General features: G+C 46.6%; 17 protein-coding genes. 9 read left to right on the top strand and 8 right to left on the bottom strand.

What is annotated here, in order from left to right; all coding sequences use genetic code 11:
- Positions 1–24: 24 nt before the first annotated feature.
- Positions 25–1,428 carry a M28 family peptidase gene (locus AB9P05_RS04300; protein ID WP_371907576.1) on the bottom strand — a complete coding sequence of 468 codons (1,404 nt, stop codon included), beginning with the start codon at positions 1,426–1,428 and terminating at the stop codon, positions 25–27.
- A gap of 91 nt (positions 1,429–1,519) precedes the next feature.
- Between AB9P05_RS04300 and AB9P05_RS04295 the strand changes: the two genes are divergently transcribed.
- On the top strand, positions 1,520–1,915 hold the full coding sequence (locus AB9P05_RS04295) for a VOC family protein (RefSeq protein WP_371907575.1): 396 nt from the start codon (positions 1,520–1,522) through the stop codon (positions 1,913–1,915).
- Positions 1,916–1,974: 59 nt separating this feature from the next.
- Here the strand turns inward: AB9P05_RS04295 and AB9P05_RS04290 are convergent, their stop codons facing one another.
- The 3 genes from AB9P05_RS04290 to AB9P05_RS04280 all read right to left on the bottom strand — a co-directional run bounded on the left by AB9P05_RS04290 (position 1,975) and on the right by AB9P05_RS04280 (position 4,849).
- The gene (locus tag AB9P05_RS04290; protein WP_371907574.1) at positions 1,975–3,618 is read right to left on the bottom strand and encodes a DEAD/DEAH box helicase; all 1,644 of its coding nucleotides are present in this window, start codon (positions 3,616–3,618) and stop codon (positions 1,975–1,977) included.
- Between the two features lie 114 nt (positions 3,619–3,732).
- Complete coding sequence (locus AB9P05_RS04285) at positions 3,733–4,368, bottom strand: sigma-70 family RNA polymerase sigma factor (protein WP_371907573.1); 636 nt, start codon at positions 4,366–4,368, stop codon at positions 3,733–3,735.
- Positions 4,369–4,435: 67 nt separating this feature from the next.
- On the bottom strand, positions 4,436–4,849 hold the full coding sequence (locus tag AB9P05_RS04280; RefSeq protein ID WP_371907572.1) for an ArsI/CadI family heavy metal resistance metalloenzyme: 414 nt from the start codon (positions 4,847–4,849) through the stop codon (positions 4,436–4,438).
- Between the two features lie 272 nt (positions 4,850–5,121).
- Here AB9P05_RS04280 and AB9P05_RS04275 point away from each other — a divergent pair, with 272 nt between their 5' ends.
- The 7 genes from AB9P05_RS04275 to tsf all read left to right on the top strand — a co-directional run bounded on the left by AB9P05_RS04275 (position 5,122) and on the right by tsf (position 10,372).
- The gene (locus AB9P05_RS04275; RefSeq protein ID WP_371907571.1) at positions 5,122–5,811 is read left to right on the top strand and encodes a response regulator transcription factor; all 690 of its coding nucleotides are present in this window, start codon (positions 5,122–5,124) and stop codon (positions 5,809–5,811) included.
- A gap of 3 nt (positions 5,812–5,814) precedes the next feature.
- Positions 5,815–6,903: a sensor histidine kinase gene (locus AB9P05_RS04270; RefSeq protein WP_371907570.1), complete on the top strand. Its 1,089-nt coding sequence runs from the start codon at positions 5,815–5,817 to the stop codon at positions 6,901–6,903.
- A 74-nt stretch (positions 6,904–6,977) separates the two neighbouring features.
- The gene (locus tag AB9P05_RS04265) at positions 6,978–7,691 is read left to right on the top strand and encodes an RluA family pseudouridine synthase (protein WP_371907569.1); all 714 of its coding nucleotides are present in this window, start codon (positions 6,978–6,980) and stop codon (positions 7,689–7,691) included.
- Positions 7,692–7,796: 105 nt separating this feature from the next.
- Positions 7,797–8,240 carry a 50S ribosomal protein L13 gene (rplM, locus tag AB9P05_RS04260; RefSeq protein ID WP_371907568.1) on the top strand — a complete coding sequence of 148 codons (444 nt, stop codon included), beginning with the start codon at positions 7,797–7,799 and terminating at the stop codon, positions 8,238–8,240.
- Between the two features lie 10 nt (positions 8,241–8,250).
- On the top strand, positions 8,251–8,637 hold the full coding sequence (rpsI, locus tag AB9P05_RS04255) for a 30S ribosomal protein S9 (protein WP_371907567.1): 387 nt from the start codon (positions 8,251–8,253) through the stop codon (positions 8,635–8,637).
- Between the two features lie 20 nt (positions 8,638–8,657).
- The gene (gene rpsB, locus AB9P05_RS04250; RefSeq protein WP_371907566.1) at positions 8,658–9,425 is read left to right on the top strand and encodes a 30S ribosomal protein S2; all 768 of its coding nucleotides are present in this window, start codon (positions 8,658–8,660) and stop codon (positions 9,423–9,425) included.
- A 113-nt stretch (positions 9,426–9,538) separates the two neighbouring features.
- Complete coding sequence (gene tsf / locus AB9P05_RS04245) at positions 9,539–10,372, top strand: translation elongation factor Ts (RefSeq protein WP_371907565.1); 834 nt, start codon at positions 9,539–9,541, stop codon at positions 10,370–10,372.
- A gap of 81 nt (positions 10,373–10,453) precedes the next feature.
- On the opposite strand, the gene AB9P05_RS04240 is transcribed toward tsf, so the two are convergent.
- The 3 genes from AB9P05_RS04240 to AB9P05_RS04230 all read right to left on the bottom strand — a co-directional run bounded on the left by AB9P05_RS04240 (position 10,454) and on the right by AB9P05_RS04230 (position 13,140).
- On the bottom strand, positions 10,454–10,873 hold the full coding sequence (locus AB9P05_RS04240) for a RidA family protein (protein ID WP_371907564.1): 420 nt from the start codon (positions 10,871–10,873) through the stop codon (positions 10,454–10,456).
- A gap of 37 nt (positions 10,874–10,910) precedes the next feature.
- Positions 10,911–12,863 (bottom strand): mucoidy inhibitor MuiA family protein, encoded by a 1,953-nt coding sequence (locus AB9P05_RS04235; RefSeq protein ID WP_371907563.1) that lies wholly within the window; start codon positions 12,861–12,863, stop codon positions 10,911–10,913.
- Positions 12,864–12,924: 61 nt separating this feature from the next.
- Complete coding sequence (locus tag AB9P05_RS04230) at positions 12,925–13,140, bottom strand: hypothetical protein (protein ID WP_371907562.1); 216 nt, start codon at positions 13,138–13,140, stop codon at positions 12,925–12,927.
- A gap of 327 nt (positions 13,141–13,467) precedes the next feature.
- On the opposite strand from AB9P05_RS04230, the gene AB9P05_RS04225 reads away from it, so the two are divergent.
- Positions 13,468–15,693: a TIM-barrel domain-containing protein gene (locus AB9P05_RS04225; RefSeq protein ID WP_371907561.1), complete on the top strand. Its 2,226-nt coding sequence runs from the start codon at positions 13,468–13,470 to the stop codon at positions 15,691–15,693.
- Here the strand turns inward: AB9P05_RS04225 and AB9P05_RS04220 are convergent.
- Positions 15,687–16,508 (bottom strand): lysostaphin resistance A-like protein, encoded by an 822-nt coding sequence (locus AB9P05_RS04220; protein WP_371907560.1) that lies wholly within the window; start codon positions 16,506–16,508, stop codon positions 15,687–15,689. The two genes, AB9P05_RS04225 and AB9P05_RS04220, sit on opposite strands and share 7 nt — an antisense overlap.
- Positions 16,509–16,568 lie beyond the last annotated feature (60 nt).

The following is a 16,568-nucleotide window of genomic DNA, read 5'->3' as shown; positions in this document are numbered from 1 at the left end:
CACGCCATAAAGTTAGGGGATGTGTTAAAGGCCGTATTTGTCTATGAGATAGATCATGGCTGTCATAGTAGCGGCGCCTTTGTGCAACTCCCGGTCATCTACGGCCTCGAATACATCTGCTGCTGTATGGTGGTAGTCAAAATACCTCTGCGAGTCAGGCCGGTAGCCTATCAGGGGTACTCCCTGTTCCTTAAGCGGACCAATATCGGCCCCTCCATATCCCGGTACAAACAGAAATACCTGGTAGGGGATAAACAGGTCTGCCCATGACTGCATTTTGACCACGTGCCTGGGTGAGCCATCTATACTAAAGCCAAGCGGGGTAAAACCTCCGCTATCAGACTCCATGGCTGCTATATGGACCTCTCCTTTTTCTTTGGCCACCCGGGCATATTCACGGCCTCCGCGCAGGCCGTTTTCTTCATTCATGTACATCACGGCCCTGATTGTATGTTTAGGCTGAATGTCGAGCTTTTTCATTATGCGTAATACTTCCACGGCATGGACCACGCCTGCCCCATCGTCATGTGCTCCCTCGCCGACATCCCAGCTGTCCAGATGGCCACTCACTACGATGATTTCCTGAGGCTTTTCCGTTCCCCGTATTTCACCTATCACATTGTAAGAGAGCTTTTCGCCCATCATCCGGCCATGCGTTTCCATATGGAAGCTGACCTTTTCGTCATTCTGCATCAGGCTGCTTAGCAGGTCGGCGTCCTCGGTACTGATAGCTACCGCGGGGATAGGCTTCACTTCATCCTGGTAGCGTGTGCTTCCGGTATGTGGTACGTCATCATGCCCTACGTGCATGCTGCGAACCACTACGCCGACGGCACCGAGTTTTGCCGCTTCGGCAGGGCCGGAACCACGCTGGTCTACTGCGCCGCTGTAGGCCGTAAAGGTTGTGACGTGCTTAGGATCCATGGGCCGGTTAAAAAATACGATCTTACCTTCCACGGTTTTTTTGCCAAGCTTTTTAAGCTCTTCAAAATCCTGCACTTCCACCAGGGGGGCTGTAATGCCTCCCTGACCGGTGCCAACGGTATTTCCCAGGGCTATAACATCCACGTCCATGTCGCCTACTTTACTGGAGCCAACAATACGTGCCTTATCTTCACCGCCGCGTACCCAGTGGGGCACCATCACGGGCTGTAAGTATACGGTGTCAAAGCCATAGTCCTCCATGAGCTGCCGGCCCCATTCCACGGCAGCAGCTGCCTGGGGCGAGCCACTTAGCCGGTGGCCTATCCCTTTGGTCAGGCTTCGGAGGTTGTCATAAGCTTCGCCATGTGCCAGGGCTTCCTCATAAATCTTTTTTAGTATGACAGAATCTTTAACCTGGTGACGGCTGCTCTGGCCCCATGCGAGGCAGGATGACAAGAGAAGGGTAAAGAAAAGTGCGGAACGGCGTATGCTGAATGATGTCATTAGGGGATTAGTATCGGGGGTTACGTTTGGTATATTTAAATCAGTAAAATCGGGCAGCGTAGAGAGCTCTGCCCTTATAATCTTCACCAATATGATAAAAATAGAGCACATAGCCATTTGGTGTAATGATATTGAGCGCCTAAGGTCCTTTTATGAAGAATATTTTGCGGCTGCTTGCAATGAAACATACCAGAACCCGGGAAAGCGGCTGGAGACCTGCTTTCTGACGTTTCCTGGCGGTGGGGTGCGTATAGAGCTAATGCAGCGGCCGGATGTACACACGCCTACTCCTGATGACAGGCTATTGAGAATGGGCTATGCTCATATCGCCTTTTCGCTGGGTACCAGGCAAAGGGTGAATGATCTAACGGCTAGATTAAAGAAGGCTGGCTATGTGCATCTGGATGGCCCCAGAACCACAGGGGACGGTTATTATGAAAGTACGTTTCTGGACCCGGAACGAAATGTGATCGAACTTACGGTATAAAAAAAGCCACGGCTCTGTTACGATGCCGGGGCTTGAATAGGTGTGAACCAAACTATCTGCTAGTCACGGCCTACGCGAAGGCGTACACCGTTGTACGTTGCTTTTTTAAAGGCCTTTAAGGCATCTTTTTCGAAGCGGCTGTCAATCTCAAAGAAAGAGTAGTGGTCTTTAATACCAATCTCTGCGACTTCTACCGATTTTTTAGGAAGATGCTTATTTATTAGGCCCAGTATGGTGCCTTTGTTGATCCTGTCCTGACGACCCACGTTAATATTCATGCGGGTATATGTCAGATCAGTGCGCTTTTTATTTTTTTGCTGTTTAGCTGGGCGGTCATTTCCGCGGTCTTCACCACGGCCTTTATTGCCGCGCTCTTTACCTGTAGCGTTAATGTCTGCACTCAGCTTTCTCAGGTCACCCATACGTTCCATTTCCAGAGCGATGAAACGGGAGATGATCTCCTCTTTAGGCATCCAATCCAGCTTTTTTACGATCTGTTCTACTGTCTCGGGAAGCAGTTCAGCATCCGGCTGTAAGTTTTCTACCTTGTCTGCCAGGGCAAACAGGCGCTTACTATAGATATCACTACCGGTAGGTACCTGGCAGTAAGCGAACTCTGCGTTACCCTTTTTCTCGATCATACGCAGCTTACCTTTTTCTGAGGGGCTGATGATGGATACCGCACACCCCTTATTACCTGCCCGACCGGTACGTCCGCTACGGTGTATGTATACCTCGGGATCGTCCGGCAGGTTGTAGTTGATGACATGGGTAAGTTCAGTCACATCCAGGCCTCGGGCAGCTACATCGGTGGCTACCAGTAGTTGGGTGATGCGCTTGCGGAACCGGCCCATGGCCTCGTCTCGCTGTGCCTGAGACAGATCACCATGCAGTGCTTCTGCATTGTAGCCGTCTGCCATCAGCTTATCCGCTACTTCTTTGGTTTCCCTTCTTGTGCGGCAAAATACAATGCCATAGATTTCGGGGTGCATGTCGGCAATGCGGCGTAGTGCGGCATACCGATCAGAGGCTTTGACCATGTAGTAGGAGTGAGATACATTGACAGACCCTGTATTTACCTTGCCGGCAGATATCTCATAGGGATTGTGCATGTACTTCTTTGCGATATTAGCTATGGCCTTAGGCATGGTGGCAGAGAAAAGCAGTGTTTGCTTGTCCTGCGGTGTAGTAGCCAAAATCGTGTCCAGCTCATCTTTGAATCCCATGCTCAGCATTTCATCTGCCTCGTCCAGTACCAGGCGGCTGATGTTTTCAAGGTTAAGCTTCTTACGATTGATCAGGTCAATTACCCGGCCGGGAGTACCTACCACGATCTGGCTGGGGCCCTGCAGTTCCTTAATTTGCTTACGGATGTCCGTACCTCCATATACCGTAACGATATTGATTTTCAGGTACTTTGCAAAGCTTTCCAGGTCTCTGCCAATCTGAAGGCAAAGCTCACGGGTAGGACACAATACCAACGCCTGCGTTACCGGGCTGTTCTCATCGGTTAACTGAACTATGGGAAGTCCGAATGCAGCCGTTTTGCCTGTACCTGTCTGGGCAAAGGCAATAAGGTCGGTAGTAGATTCTAGAATACAGGGGATGGCTTCTTCCTGAATGGGAGTAGGGGTTGTATACCCCAGTTCGCCGATAGCCTGCTGCAGTTCACTGCGCAAAACCGGCTCATTGAATATGTTCATCAAAGATCTTCTAAGAAGTAAAGCGCGAAGTTACAACAATTTTCCGCGACACTCGAAATAGAAGAGATTTATTTTGAAATAAGTTCATTCTGTTCCCTAACTCAGAATAATATTTCAGCAACCACAGTCACCTTCCGCACCAGGCAGTAAGTTTTGATTTATTGGGTCTGCCAGGTGTTGCAATGGATTGCAATGGGGTTTTATTGAATATGACACCGGTCTGCCCCGTCTGTCAGACTCTATCCAAATGCACTCTGAAAATAGCTCTTTTAATTTTTTCCGGCCGCGCTGAATGCGACTCTTAGCTCCCGACAGGCTGATGTTTAGTTTGTCAGCCACCTCCTGTTGAGATAATCCTTCAAGATCGCACCACATAACTGCTGAGCGGTACTCTTCAGGCAGCAAATTGACCATGGCGGGTACCAGTTGTGACATCGATTGATAAATATCCTGTTCTACAGGTACTTCTATGTTTCCGGCAGCCCTTTCACTTTCCTGTTTTTTCTGACGGTCACGGTAATAATCCATCGCAGCGTTATAGGTGATCCGGTACAGCCATGCCCGTACATTATCTACCTCTTCAAGCCGTTCACAGTTTTTATACAGCTTCATCATCACATCACTCAGTAATTCTTCGCTGTCCTGGTCATTGCCGAGCTTCTTGCGCAAATACCCATGGAGTTGCCGGGCATATTGACCGAATACATGGCCGGCCCCCTCGCATGCATTAGTGTGTTCTGTGATCTTCATAATCAGGAAAATATTAAGAGTGGCACTCCAAAGTACCACTCTGATAGTAATAGGTTGCTTTAATAATTTAGTTAGCCGGAATACAGCAGGTTTGCTTGCTTTCTTTTTTACTATACGTATCAGACGATCCGTAGGTGTGAAAAATTTCCCACTCTACTCCCTGGGGATCGGCTATCCATTGTTTATGGCTCTTTGCATAGCAGCAAACTGTATCTCCTTCTTCATGCTTTTTACCCTCCAGTTTTTCTAACCTGTTATATAAGGCGTAGAGTGCCTCGTCAGAATCTGCTTCTATGCCAAGGTGGTTAATCCCTTCCTGAGTGTCAGAGAGGCTGATGGAGAAATTCACCAGAGGGTGCTCGCTTTCCCATTTGGCATAGTCGTGTTTGACCACGGATGGCTGTGCGTCAAATAGAGTTGAATAAAATGCGACTGATCTCTCTATGTTCTTTACGTGAACGTTAATATGTAATCTTTTCATTTCAGTGAATTTTTGCCCTTATGACGGACAGCTTTGTGAAAAGACGCACGATTCACCATGTTTTTTTTATTGGAAGGTTATTTTTTGGGAGAGTTTTTTTCTTACTTATTATTGCCTATGTATCAGTCTTTCGGTCAGTAAAACCGGAAACTTAAACTTAAGGTAAAATAGTTAACCGGGGGTTTAATTATATTTAGCCGCTGGTAACATACTGGTCATGATGACCTGGATGTGTACGCACAGACTAAATCGTAACTAAACTACAAAAACGCATGGGCAGCAAGCAGCTTCAGAAGGTATTAGTCATTGATGACGAACCGGACATTATCGAACTGCTTAAGTACAACCTCAAAAAAGAAGGGTACGAAGTAAAAACGGCTACGGATGGTAAAAAAGGGGTTGAAATTGCCCGGGACTTTGAGCCTGACCTGATTCTGCTGGATATCATGATGCCTCATCAGGATGGGGTGGAAACCTGCCGGCAACTACGTGAGGTGCCGGATCTCCATGGTACTTTCATCATTTTCCTGACGGCCAGAAGTGAAGAATACAGTGAAGTGGCAGCTTTTGACATTGGGGCAGATGATTACATCACTAAGCCTATCAAACCGCGCGCACTGATGAGCCGTATAAGTGCTCTATTCAGAAGAGAAAGCAAAAAGAAAAAGGACACTAATAAAATCAATATCGGGGCCCTGACTATTGACCGTACCAGCTACACGGTCACCATAGAAGGTGAGCAGGTTACGCTTCCTAAAAAAGAGTTTGAATTGCTTTATTTCCTTGCCCAGAACCCCAATAAAGTGTTTAGCCGCGACGAACTATTGCAAAATATATGGGGTTCCGATGTATATGTGCTGGCCCGGACCGTAGACGTTCATATCCGGAAAGTCCGCGAAAAGATTGGTGAGGGCTATATTACTACGGTAAAAGGGGTAGGTTACAAATTCGACCTTAATTAATATATGCTAGTAAATTCCAGAGGGCTTGCTTTGCTGCTTGCTGCAGCCATTGCGGTGGTTACCACCGCTTTTTTGTCATTACTTGATAATGTTAAGGCAGATGCCCTGCTGGTAGCTTTTATTATTTCTTTTTCTTCCGGTTACCTTCTTACTAATGTGATCCTTGAGTTTCTCATTTTTAAAGAGATAAACAAGATCTATAGTGCTATGGAAAAGATCAGGAAAAAGGACCTGAGCTTCATTAGCAGTGAGAAGAATAATAGCCTCAATCCGCTGCGCCGGATCAACCAGGAGATTCATAATTATGCTACAGTCAAGCAGCAGGAGATAGAAGACCTTAAGCGGCTGGAGGTTATCCGCAGAGAGTTTCTGGCGGACGTGAGCCATGAGCTGAAAACACCCATATTTGCCGCTCAGGGGTTTGTACACACCCTGCTGGATGGGGCTGTAAAGGATAAGTCTGTGAGAATGAAGTTTCTGAAAAAAGCAGCGAAGAGTCTGGATGGACTTGATGCGCTTGTACAGGACCTTCTTACGATCAGCCAGATGGAGAGCGGACAGATCAAAATGCACCCCAGGCCGTTTGATCTGGTGGAAATGGTGAGCGATGTATTCGATCAACTCGAAAATAAAGCCGAAAAACGGGATATAACCCTCCAAATGTCTACGGATGTACCACCTGAAGCATGGGTCAAAGGCGATCCTCAGCGAATTTCTCAGGTGCTGACCAATCTTATTTCTAATGGTATCAAGTATTCCGGTGAAGAAACGGTGGTAACGGTAGGAATTAATGTGGGGAAAAAGGATGTCTCTATCTATGTGAAGGATAATGGACAGGGCATACCACCGGAACACATCAGGCGTATCTTTGAACGCTTCTACCGGGTAGAAAAAAGCCGCAGCCGTGACAAGGGAGGAACGGGGCTGGGGCTTGCTATCGTAAAACACATAGTTGAAGCACATGGCAGTACGGTAAGTGTTACGAGTGCGATAGGTAAAGGGTGCACCTTTAGTTTTAAGTTACCTAAGGTTACCCAGGCCTCAGTACTGGCAGACTTTGAGGAAGAGGCAGAAAAGCCATTGGCTGAATAATCCGGTAATATCCCCGGCCGGGGATGCCATTGCCTCTCTATTTTCTTACCTTTGCCCTTCACTTTTACCCTAATATGAAAAAAATCAGGTTCGAAGAGCTTATTCTTTTTGAGAATGAGGACTACATAATTATCAATAAGCCCCCGTTCATATCGACACTGGATGACCGGGCCGAACCCGATAGCGTGCTGGCCCTGGCGAGAGACTACCTGCCCGAGGCACAAATTGCTCACCGTCTGGATAAGGAGACCAGCGGCGCCCTGGCAATAGCCAAAAACCCTGCGGCATACAGGCACCTGGCCATTCAGTTTGAAAGGCGTAAAGTTGAAAAACTGTATCATGCAGTTTGTGATGGCATTCATGATTTTGACGAAGTGGAAGTTAATCTGCCACTTTACAGCCTGAATAAAGGTGTGGTACGTATAGACTACGGTAAGGGGAAAGAAAGTAAGACCTATTTTACTACCAAGGAGGCGTTCAAAATGCATACGCTGGTGGAGTGCCGTCCTATAACAGGGCGTATGCACCAGATACGTGTGCATTTAAGTTCCATGAAGGCTCCTATCAGCGGGGATGAAACTTACGGAGGGCGCCCGCTGTTCCTGTCAAAGCTCAAAAGGCATTATAATCTGAAGCGCGATACCGAGGAGCTCCCTATTATAAGAAGGTTTGCGCTTCACGCCAGCAATCTGGCATTTGATGATGAAAAGGGGCAACGCATTGATGTTCAGGCTCCTTACCCTAAAGATTTTGCGGTTGCTATCAAGCAGCTTAGCAAATACAGGTAAGTATTAATATTCCTGAGGGAGTATTGCAATTGCAATTTTATTGCTCTATCTTTGTGTCCCTTTTTGGGGGGAATGAATTCGTATTGACTAAAAAGTAGCTTTAAGGTGGATACTCTTAGTTATAAAACTGCTCATGCAAACGCTGCATCAGTAGAAAAAAATTGGTTGATCGTGGATGCAGAAAATGCAGTCCTTGGTCGCTTGGCTAGTGAAGTAGCCAAAAGAATACGTGGCAAGCACAAAGCTTTGTTCACACCAAACTCTGATTGTGGTGATCACGTGATCGTGATCAATGCTGATAAGGTTCGCCTGACAGGTAAAAAATGGACTGACAAGCAGTATATTCGCCACACGGGATATCCGGGAGGACAGCGTTTTGCCACGCCTCTGGAGGTGAAGAACAAAGATAGCCGCCGTCTTATTGAAATGGCTGTAAGAGGTATGCTGCCCAAAAACAGACTTGGACGCAAGCTGTTCAAGAATCTGCATGTTTTTGCCGGAGACGAGCATCCTCACGATGCACAGCAACCTAAAGAACTTAAACTCTAACCGAGAGATAATGGACGTAATAAATACTATCGGTAGAAGAAAAACATCCGTAGCCCGCTTGTATCTGAGCCAGGGTAACGGAAATATCACTGTTAATGGTCGTGAGCTGAAGGAATACTTTCCTTTTGAAATCCTTCAGACTATTGTTAAGCAGCCTCTGAACAAAGTAGAGGTTGTTGGTGATTACGATCTTAAACTGAATGTTAACGGTGGTGGCCTGAAAGGCCAGGCTGAGGCTATCCGTCTTGCCGTATCACGCGCTCTTTGTGAAGTGAACGAGGAGTTTCGCAGCCCGCTGAAATCAGAAGGTTTCCTTACCAGAGACCCTCGTATGGTCGAGCGTAAGAAATACGGTCGTCGCAAAGCGAGAAGAAGATTCCAGTTCAGCAAGCGTTAATCTTTTTCAAATATATTTTGATGAAAAAATTAGAATACAAGGACCTACTGGATGCTGGTGTCCATTTCGGACATTTAACGAGAAAATGGGATCCCCAGATGAAGCCGTACATCTTCATGGAGAAGAACGGTATTCATATCATCGATCTCAACAAGACCCTTGCGTCTCTCGAAGAAGCTTCCAACGCGGTTAAGAACATTGTTCGGTCCGGCCGCAAAATCATGTTCGTTGCTACCAAGAAGCAAGCGAAAGAGATCGTAGCAGAAGAAGCAAAAAGGCTCAATATGCCTTATATCGCTGAGCGCTGGCTTGGTGGTATGCTTACCAACTTTGCCACCATCCGCAAGTCACTTAAGAAGATGAGCACCATCGATAAGATGATGAAGGATGAAGCTTATACTAACCTGGCAAAGCGTGAGCGTCTGATGATCTCTCGTGACAGAGAAAAGCTGGAAAGAGTACTGGGTGGTATTGCCGACCTTACACGTCTTCCTTCTGCCCTCTTCATTGTTGATATCAAGCGTGAGCACATTGCTGTAAAAGAAGCGCAGAAGCTTAATATCCCTGTGTTTGCTCTTGTGGATACGAACAGTAACCCTAATCAGGTTGACTACGCTATTCCTGCAAACGACGATGCATGGAAATCGATCGACCTTCTTGTAAGAGCTTTTGGTTCGGCTATTGAAGAAGGCCTGAACGAGCGCAAGAAAGAAAAGGAAGATGCGAAGATGAAAGAAGAGGCCGAAGCTAAGAAAAAGGCCGATCAGAACGAGTCAGCCGAAAGTTAATTCGATTCAATTCCCTTGAGATATTCTGAAATTGAACATCGGACATTCGGTACGGTGTTCAATTTTTTATTATAAGCTAAAGATATTACCAACCAACAAATTTACAGTTGACCATGGCGATCACAGCAAAAGAAGTTAATAAGCTGAGACAAATGACCGGTGCCGGCATGATGGATTGCAAAAAGGCACTGACTGAAGCCGAAGGTGACTTCGATAAAGCAATAGAATTGCTCCGCAAGAAAGGTCAGAAAGTTTCTGAATCACGTTCAGACAGAGAGACCAGCGAAGGTGCGGTTTTCGTTCGTACCAGCGACGACAATACCGAAGCCGTACTCGTTGCACTGAGCTGCGAAACTGACTTCGTTGGTAAAAACGAAGAGTTCCAAAGCCTAGGCAAAGAGATCCTTGACAAAGCTTATGCTGAAAAACCTGCTACTGTTGAAGAGCTTAAAGGCCTGAGCCTTGGCGAGCAGACTGTAGAGTCTAAAGTGGTGGAAATGATCGGTAAGATCGGCGAGAAGATCGAGATTGGTGCTTACGAGCGTATCAATGGCGAGACTGTGGTTTCGTACATTCACGCAGGTAGCAAGCTTGGTGTACTTGTAGAGCTTGCCGGTGGTACTGGCGAGGCTGTAGAGCAGGCGGGACGCGACGTAGCTATGCAGATTGCGGCTATGAAGCCTGTAGCGGTTAGTGCTGACGATGTAAGCGACGACATCAAGGAGCGCGAACTGAAGCTTGGCCGTGAGCAGGCGAAGGAAGAAGGTAAGCCTGACAATATCATCGAGAAAATTGCCGAAGGTAAACTGAATAAGTTTTATAAAGACAATACGCTTCTTAGCCAGCCTTACGTGAAGGATTCTTCTATGTCTGTGCAGAAGTACCTTGATAGCGTAAATAAAGGACTTACGGTTAAGTCATTCAAACGCATCAGCGTAGCTGACTAAGTCTAGCTAAAGCATATAAAAAGGGCTGTCATCCGTTAGTGGTATGAAAGCCCTTTTTTATTGCCGTAAATACAAATACCTTCAGTCTATAGTAGCCATGCACTTTAGCTCAATGGCAATATCCGTGGGCAGGGCATTTACCTCCATCGTGGTACGGCAGGGTTGGTTTTCCTTAAAGTATTCTGCATAAAGCTTATTGAATACCGGAAAGTCGTTTTTCATATCCGTCAGAAAAACAGTCACATCTATTAATCTGTCCCAGGAGGAGCCGCTGTCTTCAAGTATCATCCGGACATTATCAAATACATTGCGGCATTGCAGCTCCATATCGTAAGCTACCACCCGGCCCTGATCGTCACGCTCAACGCCTGGTACGTCATTTGCGCCCAGTTTGCGAGGGCCGACGCCCGACAGGTATAGCATGTTACCTACCTGCCTGGCATGGGGATAAAGGCCTACCGGACGTGGGGCACGCTCACTATTATATGTTTTTAGCTTCATACTGGATTGGTAGTTTAATTCTTCCGCTAAAGAAAGCCTATTCAAGGTGTAAAGCAATCCCTGAGGGGTGCTTTAGCTCAAAGCCTGTGCGTAGTGTTTCTACTTCAGAGGGTTTCAGATTCAGACTCCAGGTGACTGTACCCTCTTCTTCATCATAATCCCCACTCTCACCAATACGCTCCACTTTAATACTCTCCATCATGGGTTTTGGGATAAGGTCAACTACTTTAACGGAGACGGGGAATAGGCGATTGTTCTTCACTTTTATCTCATACACGCGGTTTTCCTTTTTCTTATTGCCGAAGAACTGTGTGCCACTGAGATCTTTGACGGTTTCGTACCCCACCTGCACTTTTGGATCTGGCCCGAGGTCTATTTGCAGTGTGTCATCCAATTGGTCTTTCATGAAGGGAATTCGGCCGAGGAAGGTGTTTTCAAGAAAAAGGTTTGCGGTGCCGTCCAGCATGTTAAGACGCTGCCAGTCCGTAATATTGGCCTGCAGGTAGGCGCGCTTATCCTTCCGGGGTAGAGCAAAGTAGCTGTATTCAGCATCTACCTGGTAGCTTTCAAGTCGTATCTTCTTAGGTTCAGGGTGACTTTTTAAACTAAATGTTTGCTGGATTTCGAATTCTTTGGGAGAAGGAGAAAAGCTCAGGCTTTCGGTAGTCCCGTCTAAGTCCTGTATGTTATCTTCCATACCATAGCTTCCGCGAATACTGGTGTGATGTGATGAGCCTGCGGCTAGTGTAGCATTTCCCCGTATTCTTATGGGGCCTCTATTGAGGGCTCGTGTATTTATTCCACTGGCACTACCTGCCATCCCGGTGACCACTACCTCGCTTAACTGTGTCACATCCTCCTCCATCTTCACATTTATGAGATTTCCATCAATAGGGTGTGTTACGGATTGCATGCCCACAAAAGAATAAGCCAGGTTGTTGCTGCCCTGAGGTACCTGAAGGCTGTAGCGACCTTCCACATCAGTTACCGTACCAATGGAAGTGGAGGGGACCATAACGGTTACGCCCGGGAGAGGTTCACCATTTGAATCGACTACAATGCCAGATACTGACCCATCATAGTAGTCTGTAGAGCCGATACTCACTTGTTTCTGCCTGTAAGTGGGGCTGTAAGGTCTGATCCACCACGTACTGGCATGTGGTGCCTGACTTGCCTGGTTTGGGGAGCCTGTATTTACCACCATCTTTACATTTTTCCAGTCTTCTCCGGTTTGCTGACTTATGCTGGCCTTGTACTCTATTTTGAGTGGACTACGCAGGTCATTAACTCTGAAGTCATATTCAGGAAACCAGCGGGCCTGAGCCACCTGGTAGCTAAGTTGCAGTGTATCTCTGATCATGCGATTGACTCTTATTTCAAGATAAACCTCTGTTTTTTCTACCGGCTTCTCGGTTGGCAGGGTAACCAGCCTCTTCTTACTGAGCGCTATGACACGACCTATACTGTCTATTTCAAGCCTCACATCCAGGCTTTCGCTACTTATATCTTTAAGTCTCTGACGGTAAAAGTTGGCTGCTTTCTCGAGGTTTTCAGCCCATGAATCGCTGCCCTCACTGGGCAGTTCCTTATTTTCCAGCAGCATGGCCTTTTCCTCTTCTAATATCTGAAGGGTACTTTCTAATAAAGCTAACCGGTTCTTGCCCTCATTAATTTTGGCATTTATAGAGTCCTCTTTATGAGAATGCTCTTTCTTTTCCTCGTAGCTTTTGCCTGTTTTTACGGACACGATGTCTATGTTATCCGTGCCCTTTGTCTGCAAGGTTCCGGCAGAGAGTAGGGGGGTAAGATCAGGAATGGTTACTTCGTGCATGCCTGGTGTGAGATACACAGGAACCTTTCTGTCCACCTGGGCACCTTCTATAAACACCGTAACCTTTTGTATATGACTGGTAAGTGTAATTTTGTCCTGAGCACGAGTGAAGCCTGTTATCAAAGGCAGGCTTAGCAGGGTAAGCAATAATCTCTTCATAATGTAAACCGGGTTTTACGAAGAGATGCGGAAAAGGGGGTAATTACATAAAGCAGTATGCTTATTCTTTAAACTTTTTCTTTTCCTTTTGTAGTAAATGATGAAACACAAAGGCGACTCCCCACGCAGCCAAAGCTGCTATTGTATACTCGAGGTTGTTATACCGGCTGCGTAGCGACAAATAAAATATGACGAGTGCTATTCCCATAAAAATCCAGGATAGCACCCTGAGTGTTTTCATTTTTTGATTAAAGTGCGGAGGCTGATCATTTTCCATTCCTGCGATATTAAGACTTTTCCCTTACATATTTATCCTCCTTTTTTGATAATCCCCTGCCAGGCAGGCTATTAGCTTCAGGTAATATTTATACGAAGTCTATCTAAATTATCACCTATCTAATTGCTTCTCAATGAATTAACCTAAAAGTTATCCGACTTTACCGTGAAATAATTGAGTATTTTTAAGAATGGATAACCGCCCCGGGTTACAACTCCATCTTTAGGATGCTTGTAACGGGTGAAAGGTATTTACTCATATTAAACAGTTTGATGGGAGAGGTATGCTTAACATTGTGATTACCTGCATTTGAAAACTGCGGATCATATGTTTGAAAATTATTATTCATCCTCTTCTGTTAGCGACCAGTCTATACTGGAGCAGCATTTCAATTTTCTTTCTCCCTATCTGGTGAGGATAGTTCGTGAGCCTGGTCAGGCGACTCCATCGCGGGTGAATCTTTCTTCTTTTGAAGAAATGCCTACTGAGATGATAATGGAGGAGGGAAAGCTTGAGATAGCTACCAAAAATTTATTTCTGACCTACGATTCGGAGGCCTCCGATTTCTTCAGGGGGATACAAGCTTACTTCCGTATAAATGGGCGCAACTGGAAGATCAGTGATCTGCGTGAGAAGGATACACAAAACCTTGGCGGCGTCATCGAGGATCTGGACAGGGTAGGCGGTCATATTCGGTATGATAAAGACAATGGCACGGAATACAAGGTAGAAGTACCGGAGGGCTTACTTAGCCGAAGAGGCTGGACAGCCCTGTTTGTGGATGAAGATGGCTTACTTAAGCAGTTTTCGGGCAATGATGTGCCTTCTGAAAAGGTTAATGAGATTTACCTTTTCCTATATGGGCAAAACTACGCGGAAGCGCTGAGGTGCTTTTTTAAGCTAACTGGAGATATTCCCATGGTTCCTGCTTACACATTAGGAGCCTGGTACAGCCGCTATATGCCTTATAAAGAGAAGGACTACCACACTATTGCTGCACGGTTTAAAAAGGAAAAGCTGCCTTTGGATGTGCTGATCTGTGATATGAACTGGCACCCGGACGGCTGGGCAGGTCTGCGCTATGATAAGAACAACTTTCCTGATATGGCTCGTTTTCTGAAATGGATACACGAATCAGGAATGCGCATAGGGTTTAATCATCATCCGGGTGAGATAGCCATACAGGACCCGAGGGCAAAGGAGTTCTGTGATAAAGTAGGGCTGGATTTTGAAAAAGATCAGGCCCCAAGGACAGAGTATTTTCGTGAAGGTGAGGTAACGATACCTTTTGACCTTACCGATGATCATACATTTTCAATCTATTGGAATATGTTCCTGAGGCCATTACTGCAGGATGGGGTGGATTTCCACTGGATAGACGGTGATGTAGAACTGCAGGAGCTTGAAAAATATTATAAGCTCACAGGAAGGGAGCAGAATACCCGCCCTGTGGTGCTATGCCGACAAATAGCCGGTAGCTTCCATCATCATACGCTCCCTCTGGCCTTTTCCGGCGATACCTATATTGAGTGGGAGTCTATGGCGTTTACCTTGGAAATTCTGCTGGCAGGTCAGAATAATGGCATACACTGGTCACATGACATAGGTGGATTCCGTGATGGGAACCCCAGTGGCGAGATGTACGCACGCTGGCTGCAACTGGGAGCGCTGTCACCGGTATTTCGGCTGCATGGAGGTAATAATGATGGGGAGTTGTTCGAAAGGTTACCATGGGCGCATGGGGATCGTGTACTTGAATCCAGCCGTACTGCCTTCCAGCTTCGTTATGCTTTGTTGCCTTATCTTTACACGCTGTTCCGGGACTTTTCCATAACGGGTGAACCTGTATGCCGTGGCATGTATTTTCAGTACCCCGATCACGAAGAGGCTTATGACCACTCTCAATACATGGTAGGGGACCGCATGCTGGTAGCCCCTATTCTGAGCCCCGCTCTGGATGGAGAAAAAGGCAAGGCCAGCCGGATGGTGTGGATTCCCGATGGTGCATGGTATGATTACTTTACCGGGCGTAAGACGGAAGGTCCGGCACAGGTGAGGGTTGATAAAACATTGAACGAATGGCCGGTATTTGTCAAAGAAGGGAGCGTAATTCCTATGCGGCCATACATGAATAATACGACAGAAGAAAAGAAAGATAAACTACAGGTTGAGCTATGGCCATCGGATGGCGAGACGGAAAGTAGTTTTACCCTCTATGAAGACGATGGAAACACCCTGAATTACCTAGATAATAGTTACAGTACCACTCTTATTACGGCGCGTAACGGAGCATCCGACTCCGGGGGCTACCGTAGGGTTGACCTTGACGCCACCACAGGCAGTTACCAGGGGCAGCCACAAAGCCGTGACCTGACTTTTTCTTACAGGCATAGCGCAATACCTACTGAAGTAAGGCTTAACGGAAACCCTATTTTCGAAAAGCCTGCTAATGGAAGTCCCGGATGGACTTACTGTAAGCGTACTAACAGCCTGAATGTAGATGTACCTGCTGTAGGGCTGGACAGACATGTAAAGGTGGAAGCTTACTATTGATCCATCAGCGGATAGGTGTGGGCCATTACCTGGCGATACAGGTAATAGCCTATACCTCCGGTTAGCAGCAGGGCCACCATCCAGGGAATATACCAGGAAACGCCTGATATAAAACCTTCTGTTCCCCGCAGCATGCCTTCTATATAGGCATCATCGTAAATGAACCGGAGAATATAGTTGCCGAAGTTAAACGCTACGTGGGCGAGAATACCTGGTATGAGGCTGCCCGTCTTGTAGCAGATCCAGCCAATGGCTCCCCCTACGATAAGGCCGCTCAGCAATTGCGGTGGTGTGGTGTGGCTAAAGGCAAACAGCAGGCTTGAGAAAGCAATGGCTTTAAAGGGGGAGAATGCGTTTAGAGAGCCTTTCAGAATAAGTCCGCGGAACAAGATCTCTTCCAGAATGGGTCCGGTAATGAGAAGGGCGGGAAGGAGAAAAATACTGCGACTGGTATAAAACAGTACAAACATTTCCATGGCTCCCGGGGGAATGAGCCAAACCAGGCAGGGCCAAAGCAGAATGACTGCCAGTAATGAAAGGATTATAATGGAGCCGGTCATACACCAGCAGAAGTCGTTTTTTTTGAAAACGTTTCTGATTGAGTTTCCCTTTTTTCTATAAAAGAAAAGCCCTGTAGCTACTGTGAGCCCATAAGCAAACAGGTGGTTTGCCCAGGTATAAGCTTCTAACGGAATAAGGTCTATCAGAAACCTGCCTGCTATTAAGGCAAATAAAAAATTTAAGCCAATAGCCAGCAAAAAAAGAAACGCAGACTCAAAGGGTTTGGGAAATACCCGTGACGATTGATTGTTCATAGGCAACAGGAAAAAACAAAAGGGCCCCAGGCCCTTTTGCTAAAATACTCATAATGCAGG

This window comes from Roseivirga sp. BDSF3-8 (assembly GCF_041449215.1).
Classification (GTDB): domain Bacteria; phylum Bacteroidota; class Bacteroidia; order Cytophagales; family Cyclobacteriaceae; genus JBGNFV01.
The sequence above is the reverse complement of the archived record's forward strand: the minus strand, read 5'-3'. Positions and strand labels throughout refer to the sequence as shown.